Below are 16033 nucleotides of genomic sequence, written 5' to 3'. Positions count from 1 at the left end.
CGGCGCCGCTCGTCCACGGGGGACGGGGAGACACCACGACATGAGGCTCGCGTTACGACGCGCCCGGGGAGCGAAGGGACTGCTCCTCGCGGCGGCCGGGGCGACCCTGGTCGCGACCGCCGCGCTGACCGGGCTCAGCGCCTACAACGACGATGTCGTCGTCTCCGGCACCACCAGCGTGCTCGCCGCCGCCACACCGGAGGAACGCTCGATCCTCGTGCGGGGCCCCGCCGGCGGCTCCGACGAGGTGCTGCGCGAGCGGGACACGGCCCTGCGGGCCCATGTCACCGCCGGCCTGTCCGGTCTCGACGCGCGGGTCACCGCCGCCGGCTACGCCGCCGGGCGTCAGCTGCGCGGCGACACCGGCAGCGCCGTGCCCGACGCCGGAGGCGGCACCTACGCCTCCGTGGTGTTCCTCGACGACCTGGCCACGCGCGCCCGACTCACCGCCGGCGCGTGGCCCCAGCCGGGCGGCGCTCCGGTGCAGACGGCGCTCGCCGAGCCGGTCGCCGCGACCCTCGGCGTCGGGGTCGGCGACCGCATTCCCGTCACCGACGGCTTCACCGGCCGGGTCACCGAGGTCGGCGTGGTCGGCGTCTGGCAGCCGCTCGATCCGGCCGACACCTACTGGCGACTCGCCCCGGAGGTGGCCACCGGCACCCTGCCCGGCTCGGCCACGTACGGCCCCCTGGTCGTCCACCGCGACGACTTCGGAACCCACTTCCGCACCAACGCCTCGGCGGGGTGGCTCGTCGAGCCCGACCTGGCCGCCGTCACCACCGGTGCGGCGCTGGACCGGCTGGTCGACACCGCCGGTACGGTCGCCTCCGGTGCGCCCGCCGCCGCCGGGCTCGGCGACGCCGGCACCGCCATCACCACCCTCGACGACCTGGTGCAGCGCCTGCAACGGGCCACCCTGGTCGGGCGGTCCGCACTGGTCACACCGATGCTCCTGGTGGTCGTGCTCGGCGGGTACGCGCTGCTGCTGGTCGCCGTCCTGCTCACCGAGCACCGCCGCGCCGAGACCGCGCTGCTGCGCGCCCGTGGCGCCGGCCGTTGGCAACTGGCCGGACTCACCGCCCGGGAGGCGGCGTTGGTCGTCCTGCCCGCCGCCGCGATCGCGCCGCCGCTGGCCACGCAGCTGCTGACGTACGCCGACCGGGTGCCCGCCCTGGCCGCGGTGTCGCTGCGTCCCGACGGTCCCGACGGCACGCTGTGGCTGGTCGCGGGCCTCGCGGCGGCCGGCTGCACCCTGGCGATGGTCGCGCCCGGCCTGCGCCGCGGCGTCAGTTACGTCGCCGACCAGGCCGCCCGCTCCCGACCCAGCCGGCGTGGCGCGGTGCAGCGCGCCGGCGTCGACGTGCTGCTGGTCGCGCTCGCGGTGCTGGCCTGGTACCAGCTGCGGCAGTACTCGTCACCGCTGTCGCGCAGCCGCTCCGGCGCGCTGGACGTGGACCCGTTGCTGGCCGCGGCCCCCACCATCGGGGTGCTCGCCGGTGCGGTGCTCGCCCTGCGGCTGCTGCCCCCGCTGACCCGCCTGGCCGAACGGTGGGTCGACCGCAAGCCGTGGACGGCGACGATCCTCGGCACCTGGCAGGCCGGTCGCCGCCCGCACGCCGGCCCGGTGCTGCTGCTCGCCCTCGCCGTCGCCGTCGGCACCCTGGCCTGGTGCCTCGCCGCCACCAGCGAACGCTCCCTGACCGATCAGGCCGACCACCAGATCGGGGCGGACCTGCGGCTGACCGAGTCGAACGGGTCGGCTCCGGCCGGGCGGGCGGACCAGATCGCGCAGCTGCCGGGCAACCGCGTCGCCCTTGCCGCCTGGCGGGAACCGCTGCGGCTCGGCCCGACGTCGGAGCTGGCATCGCTGGTGGCCCTCGACGCGCGGCAGGCCACCGACGTGGTGCGGCTGCGACCCGACCTGGCCGACGGTGACGTGCTGCGCTCCCTCGCCGAGGCCCGCGTCGTCGCCCCGACGACCGCACTGCCGGCCGGCTCCCGGCGTCTCACCGGTGAGGTGCTGACCCGTGTCGCCGGCCTCGACAGCACCGTCCCCGTGCAGACGTACGTGGTGCTCGTCGACCCGCACGGCGGGCACCGCCGGCTGCCGGTGGGCGCGAGCCGCGACGGCGAGCCGCTGCGGTTCGCCGTCGACCTGCCGGCGGGTCCCGGTCCGACGCACCTGGCCGGGTTCACCGTCGAGACGTTCGCGCAGCAGGGCTTGACCCTCGACTGGCGCCTGCGGGACCTGCGCAGCAGCGCGGACGACTCCCCCGGCACCCCGGTGGACCTGGGCGCCGACGGTGACTGGCGGTGGATCGACCGCGCCGGGTCCAGTGCCGGCGTACCGGCCGTCGGCGCGACCCTGTCGACCCGGTGGTCCTGGGACGATACGAGCGTCGGCACCCAGGGCGCGCCGGTGCAGACGGCCGTCGTGCGCGGTACGCCGAACGGGCCGGTGCCACTGCTGGCCACCCCGCAGGCGCTGGAGGCGTTGCGGCTGGACGTCGGTCAACAGACCCGCCTCTACCTGGCCGGGGCCGAGGTCGACGCCATGATCGTGGGCGCCGTCGACTCCGTACCCGGCGACACCGAGGCGGCGGCACTGCTGGCCGACCTGCCGTCGCTGAGCGGACGCCTGCTGTACGACCACGCGATCGCCCGTGATCCACAACAGTGGTGGCTGTCGGTGGAGCCCGGGCAACGCGTCGCCGCCTCGGACGCGGCGACGGCGCTCGGCGGCCTGGTCGTGGCCGACCGGCAGCTCCTGGCCGGTGAGCTGGCCGGCGATCCGTTCGGTGTCGGCGCCCGGGGGGCGCTGTTCGCCGCCGCACTCGCCGCGGTGCTGCTCGCCGCCGTCGGCGTCGCCGTCGACGTCAGCGCCACCGCCCGGCGGCGGGCCACCGAACTGGCCGTCCTGCACACCCTCGGCGCCGGTCACCGCCTGGTGGCCCGGTCGCTGCTGGCCGAACAGACGTTCCTCGCCGGCCTGGGGGTGGTGGTCGGGCTCGCGGTCGGCGTCGGTGTGGCCGCGACCATGGCACCACTGGTGATCCTGACCCCGTCGGCAGACCGGCCCGTTCCGCAACCGTTGCTCCAGGTCGACTGGACACCGGTCGCGGCCACCGGCGCGGGTCTGCTGCTGCTGGCCCTGGCCTCCAGCGCCGGGCTGTCGTTGACCATGCGGCGGCGCCTGACGGCGAGCCAGCTGCGGATCGGGGAGGACCGGTGAGCACCGGCGTGGGCGGGCACGGCACGACGTCACGGACCACGGTCGCCCGCTGGCGCGCACTGCGCGCGGAACCCGCCCGGCGGGTCCGGGCGTTTCTTGGGCACGCCGGGCTGCTCGCGGCGCTGACGCTGGTCGCGACGCTGCTGCTCACCGCCGCGCCACGACTGTTCAACGAGTACGCCGACCGGGGACTGCGCGCCGACGTGGCGGCGCTGCCGCACCTGTCCCGTGACGTGATCATCCAGCAGGAGCTGGACCCCGATGCCGGCACCACTCCCGATGCCGGTATCGGCCAACGCGAGCGGTTCGTCACCGCACTGCCGCAGCCGCTGCCCGGCCTGGTCGGGCAGCGCTGGTACGCCGGGACGATCGCGCCGAAGTCGCTGGTCGCCACCGGGGACGAAGCGCCGCTGAACGGTGGCGCGCCCAAGTTGTTCGGCCTGGTGACGCAGACCGGGATCACCGACGTCGCGGATCTGCGAGCCGGGGCCTGGCCGCGTACGACGTCGGCCCAGCCCGTCCAGGTCGCCGTGTCGGAGCAGGTCGCCGAGGTGTTCGGGCTCCGGCCGGGCAGCCGACTGAACGTCACCGGTCGACGGGCGGCCCCGCTGGTGGTCAGCGGGATCTTCGCCCCGAAACGGGCCGACGCGCCGGACTGGGACGACCTGCGGTTCGCCCTGGAGCCGCTCATTCCCACCGACGACGGGGAGCCCTTCGTCGCCGTCGCGGTCACCGACGCCGCCGGCACGGCGTCGGTGTCGGCGGCGACGAGTGCGCCGATCACCCACAGCTGGCGGCACCGCTTGGACGAGCGGCTGCTGAACACCGGCAACCTGGAGGCGGTGACCGCCGCGGTGGGTGCCGCGCGGCGTACCGAATGGTTGCCCTCCTCGGTGGTACAGACCGGCCTGGACGTCGCACTCACGCGGTTCGCCGGGCAGTTGGCGTCGGTGCGGGCGCTGCTGGCTGTCGTCCAGACCGGGCTGGTCGTCAGCCTGCTGGGTCTGGTCCTGCTCGCCGCCGACCTCGGTGTGCGGCGCCGCCGCGAGGAGTTGGCGCTGCTGCGGTCCCGGGGTGCGTCGGTGGCGACGATCGGCCGACGACTGCTCGCCGAGAGTGCCCTGGTGCAGCCGGTCGCGGTCCTCGTCGGCCTGCTGGTCGGTACCCGGGTGCCCGGCCGCGCGGGCCAGACCGGGTGGCTGGTGCTGGCACTGGCGGTGTTCACCACCGTGGTGGTGGCGGTGCTGGGGATGCTCGATCAACGCAACGTCACGTTCGTGGCCCGACGCCAGGACGTGGCGAGGACTCGGCCGTCGCCACGCCGGGTGAGCGCCGAGGCGGCGGTGGTCGTCGCCGCGGTCGCCGGTGTGCTGCTGCTGCGCCGCCGTGGCCTGGACACCGACGACGGGGTCGACCTGTTCCTCGCGTCGGTGCCGGTGCTGGTGGCCGTCGCGGTCGCGCTGGTGGCGCTGCGACTGCTGCCGTGGCCGCTGCGACTGCTGGACCGGTTTGCCGGGCGGGCCTCCGGAGCCATGCTGTTCCTCGGCGCGGCTCGCGCCGGTCGCGGTTCCCCGATGACCATCGGTCCACTCGCGGTGATCATCGTGGCCGTCAGCACCGGCGTTTTCAGCGCGGTGGTCACCACGACAGTGGACCGGGCCCGGGACCGGGCCGTCGACGTGGCCGTACCCGCCGACGCCTGGCTGACCGGCTACGCGTTCACACCCGACACCGGAGACCGGCTCGCCGCGGTAGCCGGGGTGGACGCGGTGGCCCGGGTGTGGACGGAGGGCAACCGGCCGCTGCTGACCGGCGAGGAGGCCGATGCCCGTACGCTCGGACCGGCGCGGGTCCTGGTGGTCGACGGACCCGCCTTCGCCGAGGTGGTACGGCGCAGCGGTATCGACGTGGACGTGCCGGCGGTGATCCGGTCGGCCACGCGCGGCGACGCGCCGGTGCCGGCGGTGGTCTCCCCCGACGTGGCCGCCGACCTGCCCACCGGCGGTGCGGCGGACGTGCAGAACCGGCTGTTCCCGTTCACTGTGGCCGGTGTCGCCGACACCTTCCCCGGGCTGGGCCCGGACGGGGGCCGGTTCGTCGTGCTGCCCTGGCAGGCCCTCTCCGAGTACGGGGACACCCCGGTGATCCCGAACCGGTTCCTGCTGGCCGGCGAGGACATCGCCGTGGCGGAGCTGCTGCGGGTCGCCGACGACGCGCAGCGGGAGCGGCAGTCCGCCGTGCTGGGCACCGAGGTGCGGGAGCCGGAACTGCCCGCCGCTCTGGACACGTGGCAGGCGCGCCGGCAGGACCTGGAACGCACCGGCGTCAACGAGGTGCTCGCCCTGGCGTTCGTGGTGGGCGCGGCCGGCGGCACCGGGCTGGCCGTGCTCGCGGTGGGCTTCGCGGTGGTCGCCGACGCCCGGGGCCGGGGGCGGGTGCTGTCCCGGCTGCGCACCATGGGCCTGTCCGGCAGGCAGGGCCGTCAGCTGCTGGTGTACGAGCTGGTGCCGCTGGTCGGCGCGGCGGCCCTGGCCGGTGGCGCGGTGGGCGTGGCGCTGCCCCGCCTGCTCGGCGACACGCTCGGGCTGTCCACGTTCACGCCCGGCGTGACACCCCGCGTCCAACTGGACCCGCTTGTCGTCGCTGGCGTGCTGGCCCTGGTGGTGGTGGGTCTGCTGGCCGGGCTGACGGTCGAGAATCTGGCGAACCGGCGGATGCGTCTCGGTGAGGTGCTCCGCGTGGGAGAGGAGAACGCATGACGGTCGTCGACAACGTACCGGACCTGGCGACCCTGCAACGGCGGGCCGCGGAACGGGCCGCCGCCCGCGCCGGCGGCGCCGACCGGCTGCGCGGGCACATCGTCTGCGACGGCCTGGTGCGGATCTTCACCACCGAGGGGGTGGAGGTCGTCGCGTTGCAGGGCCTGGACCTGGTGGTGGACCAGGGTGAGCTGCTGGCGATCGTCGGCGCGTCCGGGTCGGGCAAGTCCACCGTGCTCAACATCCTGTCCGGGCTGGACGTGCCGACCGCCGGGATCGCCCGGGTCGCCGGCTACGACCTGCTGACCATGTCGCCGCGCAAGCGGTTGGCCTACCGGCGGCACACGGTCGGGTTCGTGTGGCAGCAGACCGGCCGCAACCTGCTGCCGTACCTGTCGGCGCGGGAGAACGTCGAGCTGCCGATGCGGCTGGCCGGGCGGCGTGGTCGTGCACTGCGCCGGCGCGCGGTCGAGCTGCTGGAGACCGTCGGCGTCGGGTACTGCGCCGACCGGCGGCCGGGTCAGATGAGCGGCGGTGAGCAGCAGCGCTGCGCCATCGCGGTGGCGGTGGCCAACGACCCGGAGGTGCTCTTCGCCGACGAGCCGACCGGCGAGCTGGACGAGGCGACCGCCGGTGAGGTGTTCGCGGCGCTGCGCGCGATCAACGCCGAGCTGGGCGTCACCATCGTGGTGGTCACCCACGATCCGCAGGTCGCCTCGCAGGTCCGCCGGACCGTCGCGATCCGCGACGGCCGCACCGCCTCGGAGGTACGCCGCTCGGCGCGCATCGGCGCCGACGGCGTCGAGGAGCTGGTCACCGAGGAGTACGCGGTGCTGGACCGGGCCGGTCGGATGCAGCTGCCGGCGGCGTTCGTCGACGCGCTGGAGCTGCGGGACCGGGTGAAGCTGACGCTGGAGCCCGACCACGTGCAGGTGCGCCCCGGCGCGGACGTGAAGGAGAAGTGATGGCCGACGAGCTGGTACGTGTCGAGGGCGTCAGCCGCGAGTACCGCACCGGCGGGCAGGTGGTGCACGCCGTACGGGAGGTGTCGTTCACCGCCGACCGGGGTGAGCTGGTGGCGGTGAAGGGCCGCTCGGGCGCCGGCAAGACGACCCTGCTGAACCTGATCGGCGGGTTGGACCGGCCCACCGCCGGGCGTATCCACGTCGCCGGGCACGAGGTGACCTCCGCCGGCGAGCGGGAGCTGCTGGCGCTGCGCCGCGACGCCATCGGGTTCGTGTTCCAGTCCTTCGGACTGATCCCGATCCTGTCCGCGGCGGAGAACGTGGGGGTTCCGATGCGGCTGGCGAAGGTGCCGGCCGCCGAGCGGGAACAGCGGGTGGCGGTGCTGCTGGAGATGGTCGGGTTGGGCGGGCACGCCGCGCAGCGGCCGTACGAGATGTCCGGTGGGCAGCAGCAGCGGGTGGCCATCGCCCGGGCCCTGGCCAACGACCCGCCGCTGCTGATCGCCGACGAGCCGACCGGCCAGCTGGACTCGGAGACCGGCCGGGCGGTGATGGACCTGCTCCGGGCGCTGGTGCGCTCGCGGGGGATGACCGCGCTGGTGGCCACGCACGACCCCACGCTGGTGGACCTGGCCGACCGGGTGCTGGTGCTGCGCGACGGCCGGCTGGCCGAGGAGACCACGCCGGTTCCCGCCTGATCAGTACGGGTCGCCGCAGACCCGCCAGCCGCCGTCCTCCTTCACCACCGACAGTTCCCGCTCCTCGGTGGCACCCGTGTCGCGGGTCAGCCGGACCGCCACCGTCCCCTCGGGGCGGCCCCGGCTGGTCGCCACCGACACGTCGACGATCTCGTAGTCGTCGACCAGCGGCGGGGTTCGCATCCAGCTGGTGAACCCGATCGGGCTCCACCGGCTGCGGGCGTCGGCGCACAACCGCTCGTACGCGCCGTCGGTGTCCCCGACGGTCACCGACCGCAGGAACCCGTCGGCGGTCTCCCGCACCGGACCGCTGGCCTGGGTGACCACCTGCACGTTCCAGGCACCCAGGCCGGCCACCCCGACGCAGCACAGCGCCACGCCCACCCCGGCGAACACCAGGCCGGCGCGGACCGGTCGGTGCCGCCGGGCCGGCCGGCTCCACCGCTGCTCAGCGCCCACCCGTCGACCGTAGAGAACGGGCCGGGCCGCGCGCAGGAAAGTCGGCCCTGTCGCGGTCGCCGCCGGATCGTCTACCGTCGGCGCACACCCCCGACGCCCCGTGCGAGGAGCCGACCGATGAGCCGCTTCGTGCAGCCGGTGCCCGCCCCCGACGACCCGTACGCCGGTGACCGACTGCTGCGCTCGTGGCTGGAGCGGCAGCTCGGCCCGGCCGGGCACGCCGCCGCGAAGGGCCGCCTCGCCGACCTCGCGGCCGACGTGGCCGGACCGCTGCGGGCCGCGCAAGCGGACGCGGAGGCGCACCCGCCGACCCTGGTCCGCTACGACGCGTGGGGCGCCCGGGTGGACCGGATCGAGACCTCTGCCGGGTGGCGGCAGCAGCGGGCGGCCGCCGCGCGGCACGCCGTGGTCGCCCTGCCCTACCTGCCCGCGGCGCGCGGCACGTGGGGGGCGGCGACCCGGGTGGTGCAGCACGCGCTGCTGCACCTGTACGGGCCGGAGTCGGCCACGTTCTCCTGCCCGGTGGCGATGGCCGACGGTGCGGCAGCGCTGCTCAGCCGCCCGGAGGTCGACGCCGAGGTGCGGGACGCGTGGCTGCCCCGGCTGATCTCCACCGACCCGGCCACGGCGATCACCAGCGGGCAGTGGATGACCGAGGCGCAGGGCGGCTCGGACCTGGCCCGTTCCACCACCATCGGCCGGCCCGCGGCGGACGGCTCGTGGCGGCTGACCGGGGAGAAGTGGTTCTGCTCGGCCGCCGACGCGACGATGGCGGTCGCCCTGGCCCGACCGGAAGGCGCCGGGCGGGGCAGCCGGGTCCTCGCCCCGTTCCTGGTACCCCGGTACGCCGCCGACTCGCCGCTGGCCGGCGCAGTGGCACCGGACGCGCCGGCGCCGGGCGTGACGGTGCACCGACTCAAGGACAAGCTGGGCACCCGCGCCCTGCCGACCGCCGAGATCGGCCTGCACGACGCGTACGCGCTGCCGCTGGGTGACCCGGCGGTGCCCGGCCTGGTCCGGGCGATGACCCTGGTGGTGGTGACCCGGCTGCACAACGCCGCCGCGGCGGCCGGGGGGATGCGGCGGAGCCTGGCGTACGCCCGCGCCTACGCCGAGGCCCGGCACGTCGCCGGGGGGCCGCTGTCGACGAACCCGCTGCACCGCGCCACCCTCGGCGCCCTCGCCGTGGACGCGGCCGGCGCGTTCGCGCTGGCCGGGCACGCGTTCGCGCTGCTCGGCAGGGTGGAGGTGGGTGCCGACCCGGAGGCGGCGGCGGAGTTGCGGATCGTCGCCCCACTGGCGAAGCTCGCCACCGGCCGGCTCGCGGTGGGCTCCGCGAGCGAGTACCTGGAGAGCTTCGGCGGCGCCGGCTACGTGGAGGACACCGGTGTGCCTCGGCTGCTGCGCGACGCGCAGGTGCTGCCGATCTGGGAGGGCACCACCAACGTGCTGGCGGTGGACGTGCTGCGGGCGGTCGCCCGGGAGGACGCCGGGGTGCCGCTGCTGCGTCGCCTCGACGGCGCCGCCGACCTCGCCCGGCCGTTGTCGCCGGTGCTCGCCGACACGCTCGCCGCCCTCGCCGGCGAGCTGCGGGCCGACCTCGCGGCGGTGGCCGCCGACCCGGGTGCGGTCGCGGTGGTGGCGGGCGCCCGGGGGTTGGCCCTGCGCATGGCGTACGCGCTGACGGCCGCGCTGCTGGTGGAGCAGGCGGCGTGGGGTGACGAGCAGGCCGAGGTGGCCGCCGTGCTGTGGGCGCGGCGGTGGCTGCGCCACGAGGAGATCGCCGCCGACGCCCACCACCACCTGGACCTGCTCGGTTGACCGGCGTGGCGGAGCCGCTGATCGAGCTGGGCGTCGACCGGGGTGCCCCGGACGAGGCCGTCGCACCACCGACCCGCTCGCGTCGGTGGGAACGCGGCGCGGCGGTGGTGGCCGGCTGCCTCCTGCTGGTGGGTCCGGCCGCGCCGGTGCCCGGCCTGACCGGCGCGGCGGGACCGGCGGTGCTGGTCGGCACGTCGGTCCTGTCCGCCGGCGAGGCGCTGCTGGTGGTGGAGCCGCCGCGGCTGTCGGCGTACGACGCGACGGCGCCGGGTGGGCCACCCCGGTGGCGGGTCGACGTCGGCGGGGCGACCGGCTGGGCCGCCGAGGCCGCCGGTGACCTGGTGCTCGTGCACGAACGTGACCAGTTGCGGCAGGTGGTGGCCACCGTGGCCCACGACGCGCGGACCGGTGTGCAGCGCTGGCGGCGGCCCGACCGGGTGTACGCCGCGGGCGACGGTGCGGTCGCCGTCACGGAGGTTCGCAGCGCGCTGGAGCCGGGTCGCCGGGTGGAGGGCGTGGTGCACGGCGTCGACCCGGCGACCGGCCGGACCCGGTGGACGGCTCCGGTGCCGTCCACCGCGGTGGTGAGTGTCCTGCCGGGTCCGCCGGCGCGGGTGCTGCTGGTGCACGACAGCGGTCTGGCCCGGGTGCACGACGTGGGCAGCGGGGCCGTGCGCGGCCAGGGGCGGCTTCCGCCGACCGACTACGCACCGGACAATCCGCAGGTCGTCGGCGACCGGCTGGTGTTGCGCCATCCCACGTCCGCCGGTCGGGTCCTCGCCGGCTACGACCTGCCGGGCTTCGTCCTGCGGTGGCAGCGCCCGGTCGGAGTCGGGGAGGTGACCGCGCGGGCCTGTGCGGGCCTGCTCTGCCTGCACCAGGGTTCGGTCCGGCGGGCGGTACGGCCGGACACCGGGGCCGAGGTGTGGACCTGGCCCGACGGCGGCGACTGGCGGGCGGTGCCGGCCGGGCGGGGCGCGGCCGAGCCGGTGGTACTGCTGCGGCCGGCCGCCGACGGGGTCCGTCGCCTGGTGGCGGTGGTGCGGGCCGACGGCCCACGGGTGATCGGGGTGCTGCCGGCCGATGCCCGGGACTGCCGGCAGGCGGCCGGGCGGCTGGTGTGCCGGTCGGCCGAGCGCGCGACGGTGTGGAACCTTCCGCGTACCTGACAGAGGATGACAGGTACGCGGAGCAGACTGCTGGCATGACAGTCACCGCCGACCTCGCCATGGTCAACCTCGACAGCTCCGACCCCGTCGCACATGCCGCCTTCTGGCAGCGTGTGCTCGGCGGGGAGATCACCCACAGCGAAGCCGAGTACGCGATGGTCGCCACCTCCGGTGTGGCCATCGGCTTCGGCCTGGTACCCGGCTACCGCCCGCCGGCCTGGCCGGACGAGACCGGCGACAAGCGCTTCCACCTCGACCTGTACGTCGACGACCTGGACCTGGCCGCGAAGGAGTTCGTGGCCGCCGGCGCCACCCGGCCGGACTTCCAGCCCGGCGACGGCCGGTGGGTGGTGCTCGTCGACCCGATCGGCCAGCCGTTCTGCATCTGCCGGCGCGGCTGACCGGGTCAGCGCAGCGGCCCGCGCGCCACCGTCGCCCGCATGTCCTCCGCCGGGCCGGCCGGCACGTACTCCAGCCACCACGTCGCGCCGGCCTGCGCCACCTCGCCCAGGTTGACCAGTGTGGACGCGGCCACCGAACCGCCGCCGCAGGAGATCTCCAACCCCGTGTCGCATCGCCGGACCGTACGGTCGGGGTGCGACAGTGGATCAGCCGCTACGACGGGCGCGGGCCGCCCAGATCGCGTACGCCGGGTCCCGGTCCAGGTTGTGCCGGTCCCGGTCGTAGCGACGGGTGGTGCGCGGGTCGGCATGGCCCATGGCGTCCTGCACGTCCTCCAGCGGCACCCCCTCCGCGCGGGCGGTGGTGGCGAACGCGTGCCGCAGGGAGTGCGGTGACAGCTTCGCCCACGCCGGGATGCCGGCGGTCCGGGCCAGCCGTCGCACCAGCCGGAACACGGAGTGCCGGTCCAGCCGGGCGCCGCTGGCGGTGACCAGCAGCGGGCCGGTCAGTTCCTGCACCGCCACCCCCCGGTCGGCGGCCCGCTGCGCCAGGTACGCGTCGAGGGCGTACGCCGTTCCGGGGGTGAGGGCGCGCCGGCGTGCCTTGCCACCCTTGCCGACGAAGCGGACGCTGCGGTGCCCCCGCTCTGCGCCCAGATCGGCCAGGTCGAGGGAGACCAGCTCCCCCACCCGCAGGCCCAGGTCGGCCAGCAGCGCGACGACGGCACGGTTGCGGGCGGCGGTCGGGCCGGCGTCCGCCTCGGCGGCGGCGAGCAGCGCGTCCACCTCGTCCGGGGTGAGCCCCACCGTCGCCGAGTGGTCCCGGTCGATACGCGGACGGTCGGCGCCGGCCACCGGGTTGGCCTCGACCGCCCGCAGCTTGACCAGGAAGTCGTACCAGCTGGACAGGGCGGACAGGCGGCGTGCCACGGTGGCCGGGGTCAACGGCCGGCCGCTGCGCACCGCGAGGGTGGACTCCAGCGTGCGGGCGTACTCGTTGACGTGCAGGAAGTTCGCCCACAGGGGATCGAGGTCCCGGGCCGCGCACCAGGCGAGCCAGCCGGCGATGTCCCGCCGGTACGCGTCGCGGGTGTGCGCGGAGAGCCGACGGTTACGCAGCCACGCCTCGGTGAAGTCGGTCGGTCCGGCGGGCAGGGCCGGGCGGGGCGACGGGCGGGACCGCACCGGAGCGTCCGAGGAGAGCATGTGAAAAAGGCTCTCAGCCCCGGATCAGAAAGCCGCGCAGGCGCGCCCTACGGGCGAGGAGCACCCACCACTCCCGTCAGCGACCGTGTCCGAGGACGCACGGAGCGTGACGACGGACAACGGCTCGGCCGTATCGACGGTACGGTCGTGCGGTGCGCGCGAGTCGGCTGGTGTCCCTGCTGCTGCTCCTGCAGACTCGCGGCCGGATGACCGCCCAGGAGTTGAGCGTCGCTCTGGAGGTGTCGATCCGCACCATCTACCGGGACGTCGAGTCGCTCTCCGCAGCCGGGGTGCCGGTGTACGCGGAACGCGGCCCGGACGGCGGCTATCAACTGCTGGACGGCTACCGCACCCGGTTGACCGGGATGACCGCGGCCGAGGCCGAGGCGCTGTTCCTGGCCGGCATGCCCGGTCCGGCGGCCGAGCTGGGTCTCGGGTCGCTCCTGGCCGCCGCCGAGCTGAAGCTGCGGGCCGCGCTGCCGGCGGAACTGGCCGACCGGGGCGGGCGGATCCGGCACCGGTTCCACCTCGACGCGCCCACCTGGTTCCGCGAGCCGGAGCCGACTCCGCACCTGGCCGCCTTGGCCGGGGCCGTATGGGAGGACCGACGCATCCAGGTGCGCTACCAGCGGTGGAAGCAACCGCGCGAGGTCGTCCGGGACCTCGCCCCGCTCGGTGTCGTGCTGAAGGCGGGACGGTGGTATCTGGTCGCCGACGCCGGCAGACAGGTCCGCACCTTTCGGGTCACCGCGATCCTGGACCTGGCCGTCCTCGACGAGCGGTTCGAGCGCCCGGCCGACTTCGACCTGGCCCGCTGTTGGCAGGAGCACGCCGACCGGTACGAGCGCGGGGTGTACCGCGCCGAGGCGCAGGTCCGGATGACGGTGGCGGCGCTGGAACTGGCCACGCACGTCTTCCCGCCGGCGATGAGCCGGGCGGCCCGCGCGGCGGCCGGTGAGCCGGACGAACGGGGCTGGCTGCGGACGACGGTGCCGATCGAGTCGGTGCGGCACGGCCACATCGAGCTGCTCAAGCTCGGCGCCGACGTGGAGGTGCTCGCCCCCGCCGAGCTACGGGACCTGTTCCGGGGCACCGCGAGGGCGCTGGCGGCGCTGTACCCGACGTGACGACGCGCCCGCGGGACGGCGGTGCGGCGTCCCGCGGGCGCGGTCGGGTTCAGGCGTGGATCTCCTTGCGTCCGTTGCCGTTGCTGCCGGCGGTGATGGTGACCCGGCGGGGCTTGGCCCGCTCGGCCACCGGAATCCGCAGCGTCAGGACGCCGTTCTCGTACCCCGCCTCGAGCTTGTCGGTGTCGAGGGTGTCGCCGAGGAACAGCTGGCGGGTGAAGGTGCCCATCGGACGCTCGGCGGCGACGAGTTCGACGCGGTCACCGGTGGGTCGGCGGCGCTCCGCCCGGACGGTGAGCACGTTGCGCTCCACCGTGCAGTCGATGCTGTCGGGGTCGACGCCGGGCAGGTCGAACGCGGCGTAGAAGTGCTCCCCGTCGCGATAGGCGTCCAGGTGCATCATCGCCGGCCGGGCCGCGGTGCCGAAGAACTGCTCGGCGAGCCGGTCGATCTCACGGAACGGGTCGGTACGCATCAGCATGGTCGTGCCTCCTCGGGTCTCCTGGCCGAAGGTCTCGGGTTGAGTCGACATGACTCAACTTCCTCTTCAGTATTTAGCGCGTTCCGGCGCGGTCGTCAACCCCGACGCGCCCTGCCCAGGTGTCGGCGCCCGCGACGGCCTGTCGCGGGCGCCGGGACGACCGGGCCGGAGTCAGCGGCGGGTGGGCAGGATCGGGATGAGGACGGCCGCGACCGCCAGGTGCATCGCCCCGAGGGCGAGCTTGGCGCCGGTGGAGGCGTCGACGCCGAAGAGGGGGAACAGCGACGCCACGGCCACCACTGCGGCGAGCGCGGTCCAGATGATCGTCGCCCGGTGACCGGCGAAGCGCTCGAGCACGACCAGGGCCGCCCAGCCCACCAGCGACGCACCGAGGGAGACCACGACGACCGGCGCCAGCCCGAGCTCCATCGCGGGACGGCCGGGACTCGTCACCGTCCAGTCCACTCCGGCGACGCTTCCGATCACCCAGATCAAGGCGCAGGTCGCGACGGCGGCGAGGACGCCGAGAGCGCGCCGGCGTACGGACGAGGTGGTGGTGACGGGCTGCGCGGTCGCACTCATGGCTGCTCCTCGATCGCGGGTTCGACGAGAGCGACCGTAGCAGATGGTCCCGTTCGAAACCATCTCCTTCGGGATCAACACCCGGGGCGGTTGCCCGGACCGCACGGGCCGGCCCCGGAGAGGCGTCCGGCGACGAGGCTGCCCAGCGCCCGCAGCAGCGCCTCCCGCTCCCCCGGCGGCAGGCCGGCGAGCACGTGCTGCTGGATCCGCGCGGCGATCTCCTGGGCCCGGTCGAGCACCGCGAGCCCCTGCTCGGTGACCTCCACGAGGCGTGCCCGGCGGTCGGTGGGCGACGGACGGCGGCGGGCCAGCCCCGCGGCCTCCAACTGGTCGAGTGTCACGACCATCGTGGTCTTGTCGATGCCGCACGCCTCGCCGATCTGGCGCTGGGTGAGATCTCCCGCGCGGGCCCGCAACAGGACGTGGTGCGCCCGGGGCGAGATGCCCAGCTCGGCCAGGCCGGCCGCGTGCTCGGCCAGCAGGGCGTGACTGGCCGAGGCGAGCAGGAACATCAGGTCGGGAGCGCCGCCCGGCGAGCACGAGGACATTCCCCGAGGTTAACAACTGGTTGAGAACGGGATCGTCTCCGCGTGGACGATCAGCCGGTGCGCCAGTACACCCCCTGGTCCCGACTCAGCAGGTGCTCGTCGACCAGGTACCGCCGCAGCGTCACGTGGTCGGACCCGCCGCCGGCGCACCAGGCGCGCAGCGTCTCGTCGACCGCGCGCTCCGGATACCGCACCCCGGGCTCGAAGGCGGCGGCGATGTGCGCCAGCAGGACCCGCCGTCGGCCCCGCTGCGAAGGCAGCCCGACCAGGACGCCGTCGCGCAGGAAGGTCCGCAGGACCCGCTCCCCGGCGTCGACCGGCCCCGGGGCGGGCGTCGACGGCGACGCGTCCCGCGCGGCCTCCCGCAGCCACCCGCCGTCGACCCTCAGGTCACCGTCGTCTCCGATGACCACACCGACGTCGCGCAGTCGCCGCACGGCGGTGACCACCTCCCGTACCGTCAGGCTGGTGCGGGCGGCCACCGCCGCCCGGTCGGCGTCACCGAGCACGATCGCCGCGAACACCGCTCGCCGCCCCTCGTCGGCGAGCGCACCCGCCAGCACCTGCGCAGTCACACCCGTCACC

15 protein-coding genes are annotated in these 16033 nt (G+C 75.4%); 8 read left to right on the top strand and 7 right to left on the bottom strand.

The genetic code is table 11. The features are described 5' to 3' along the window. The first annotated feature begins 40 nt into the window (after positions 1-40). The 4 genes from ACTMSW_RS20335 to ACTMSW_RS20320 are packed head-to-tail and all read left to right on the top strand — an operon-like array spanning position 41 to position 7654. Positions 41-3232 (top strand): FtsX-like permease family protein, encoded by a 3192-nt coding sequence (locus ACTMSW_RS20335; RefSeq protein ID WP_441182214.1) that lies wholly within the window; start codon positions 41-43, stop codon positions 3230-3232. Next, positions 3229-5991, top strand: a complete 2763-nt coding sequence (locus ACTMSW_RS20330) for an FtsX-like permease family protein (RefSeq protein WP_441182213.1) — start codon at positions 3229-3231, stop codon at positions 5989-5991. Before ACTMSW_RS20335 ends, ACTMSW_RS20330 begins: the two co-directional genes overlap by 4 nt. Beyond that, positions 5988-6956, top strand: a complete 969-nt coding sequence (locus ACTMSW_RS20325) for an ABC transporter ATP-binding protein (protein WP_441182212.1) — start codon at positions 5988-5990, stop codon at positions 6954-6956. Before ACTMSW_RS20330 ends, ACTMSW_RS20325 begins: the two co-directional genes overlap by 4 nt. Next, positions 6956-7654 carry an ABC transporter ATP-binding protein gene (locus tag ACTMSW_RS20320; RefSeq protein WP_441182211.1) on the top strand — a complete coding sequence of 233 codons (699 nt, stop codon included), beginning with the start codon at positions 6956-6958 and terminating at the stop codon, positions 7652-7654. Before ACTMSW_RS20325 ends, ACTMSW_RS20320 begins: the two co-directional genes overlap by 1 nt. Here the strand turns inward: ACTMSW_RS20320 and ACTMSW_RS20315 are convergent, their stop codons facing one another. Next, entirely contained in the window at positions 7655-8113 is a 459-nt protein-coding gene (locus ACTMSW_RS20315) for an Rv0361 family membrane protein (RefSeq protein WP_441182210.1), read from the bottom strand. A gap of 117 nt (positions 8114-8230) precedes the next feature. Between ACTMSW_RS20315 and ACTMSW_RS20310 the strand changes: the two genes are divergently transcribed. The 3 genes from ACTMSW_RS20310 to ACTMSW_RS20300 are packed head-to-tail and all read left to right on the top strand — an operon-like array spanning position 8231 to position 11504. Next, positions 8231-9934 carry an acyl-CoA dehydrogenase family protein gene (locus tag ACTMSW_RS20310; protein WP_441182209.1) on the top strand — a complete coding sequence of 568 codons (1704 nt, stop codon included), beginning with the start codon at positions 8231-8233 and terminating at the stop codon, positions 9932-9934. A gap of 5 nt (positions 9935-9939) precedes the next feature. Then, complete coding sequence (locus ACTMSW_RS20305) at positions 9940-11103, top strand: outer membrane protein assembly factor BamB family protein (protein ID WP_441182208.1); 1164 nt, start codon at positions 9940-9942, stop codon at positions 11101-11103. A 35-nt stretch (positions 11104-11138) separates the two neighbouring features. Continuing rightward, positions 11139-11504 carry a VOC family protein gene (locus ACTMSW_RS20300; protein ID WP_441182207.1) on the top strand — a complete coding sequence of 122 codons (366 nt, stop codon included), beginning with the start codon at positions 11139-11141 and terminating at the stop codon, positions 11502-11504. Positions 11505-11509: 5 nt separating this feature from the next. On the opposite strand, the gene ACTMSW_RS20295 is transcribed toward ACTMSW_RS20300, so the two are convergent. Next, positions 11510-11638: a hypothetical protein gene (locus tag ACTMSW_RS20295; RefSeq protein WP_441182206.1), complete on the bottom strand. Its 129-nt coding sequence runs from the start codon at positions 11636-11638 to the stop codon at positions 11510-11512. Positions 11639-11711: 73 nt separating this feature from the next. Beyond that, positions 11712-12710, bottom strand: coding sequence for a tyrosine-type recombinase/integrase (locus tag ACTMSW_RS20290; protein WP_441182205.1), 999 nt, complete (start codon positions 12708-12710; stop codon positions 11712-11714). Between the two features lie 152 nt (positions 12711-12862). Between ACTMSW_RS20290 and ACTMSW_RS20285 the strand changes: the two genes are divergently transcribed. After that, positions 12863-13837, top strand: coding sequence for a helix-turn-helix transcriptional regulator (locus ACTMSW_RS20285; protein ID WP_441182204.1), 975 nt, complete (start codon positions 12863-12865; stop codon positions 13835-13837). 49 nt (positions 13838-13886) lie between these two features. Here ACTMSW_RS20285 and ACTMSW_RS20280 read toward each other — a convergent pair whose 3' ends face one another. The 4 genes from ACTMSW_RS20280 to ACTMSW_RS20265 form a co-directional block, all read right to left on the bottom strand. Then, positions 13887-14318: an Hsp20/alpha crystallin family protein gene (locus ACTMSW_RS20280; protein WP_441182291.1), complete on the bottom strand. Its 432-nt coding sequence runs from the start codon at positions 14316-14318 to the stop codon at positions 13887-13889. Between the two features lie 171 nt (positions 14319-14489). Beyond that, positions 14490-14900 (bottom strand): DUF6069 family protein, encoded by a 411-nt coding sequence (locus ACTMSW_RS20275; protein WP_441182203.1) that lies wholly within the window; start codon positions 14898-14900, stop codon positions 14490-14492. A 74-nt stretch (positions 14901-14974) separates the two neighbouring features. After that, complete coding sequence (locus ACTMSW_RS20270) at positions 14975-15448, bottom strand: MarR family winged helix-turn-helix transcriptional regulator (RefSeq protein ID WP_441182202.1); 474 nt, start codon at positions 15446-15448, stop codon at positions 14975-14977. 50 nt (positions 15449-15498) lie between these two features. Beyond that, positions 15499-16023, bottom strand: coding sequence for a DUF2087 domain-containing protein (locus ACTMSW_RS20265; RefSeq protein WP_441182201.1), 525 nt, complete (start codon positions 16021-16023; stop codon positions 15499-15501). Between the last annotated feature and the right edge of the window lie 10 nt (positions 16024-16033).

It is taken from the genome of Micromonospora sp. BQ11, assembly GCF_052068135.1.
Taxonomy (GTDB): domain Bacteria; phylum Actinomycetota; class Actinomycetes; order Mycobacteriales; family Micromonosporaceae; genus Micromonospora.
This window is presented reverse-complemented; position numbering and strand designations above follow the sequence as displayed.

What these genes read in the sequence shown, in the direction of transcription:
- ACTMSW_RS20335 (WP_441182214.1), top strand. Translation starts at nt 41, where the DNA reads ATGAGGCTCGCGTTACGACGCGCCCGGGGAGCGAAGGGACTGCTCCTC.
- ACTMSW_RS20325 (WP_441182212.1), top strand. Translation starts at nt 5,988, where the DNA reads ATGACGGTCGTCGACAACGTACCGGACCTGGCGACCCTGCAACGGCGG.
- ACTMSW_RS20320 (WP_441182211.1), top strand. Translation starts at nt 6,956, where the DNA reads ATGGCCGACGAGCTGGTACGTGTCGAGGGCGTCAGCCGCGAGTACCGC.
- ACTMSW_RS20310 (WP_441182209.1), top strand. Translation starts at nt 8,231, where the DNA reads ATGAGCCGCTTCGTGCAGCCGGTGCCCGCCCCCGACGACCCGTACGCC.
- ACTMSW_RS20300 (WP_441182207.1), top strand. Translation starts at nt 11,139, where the DNA reads ATGACAGTCACCGCCGACCTCGCCATGGTCAACCTCGACAGCTCCGAC.
- ACTMSW_RS20290 (WP_441182205.1), bottom strand. Translation starts at nt 12,710, where the DNA reads ATGCTCTCCTCGGACGCTCCGGTGCGGTCCCGCCCGTCGCCCCGCCCG.
- ACTMSW_RS20280 (WP_441182291.1), bottom strand. Translation starts at nt 14,318, where the DNA reads ATGCTGATGCGTACCGACCCGTTCCGTGAGATCGACCGGCTCGCCGAG.
- ACTMSW_RS20275 (WP_441182203.1), bottom strand. Translation starts at nt 14,900, where the DNA reads ATGAGTGCGACCGCGCAGCCCGTCACCACCACCTCGTCCGTACGCCGG.
- ACTMSW_RS20270 (WP_441182202.1), bottom strand. Translation starts at nt 15,448, where the DNA reads ATGTCCTCGTGCTCGCCGGGCGGCGCTCCCGACCTGATGTTCCTGCTC.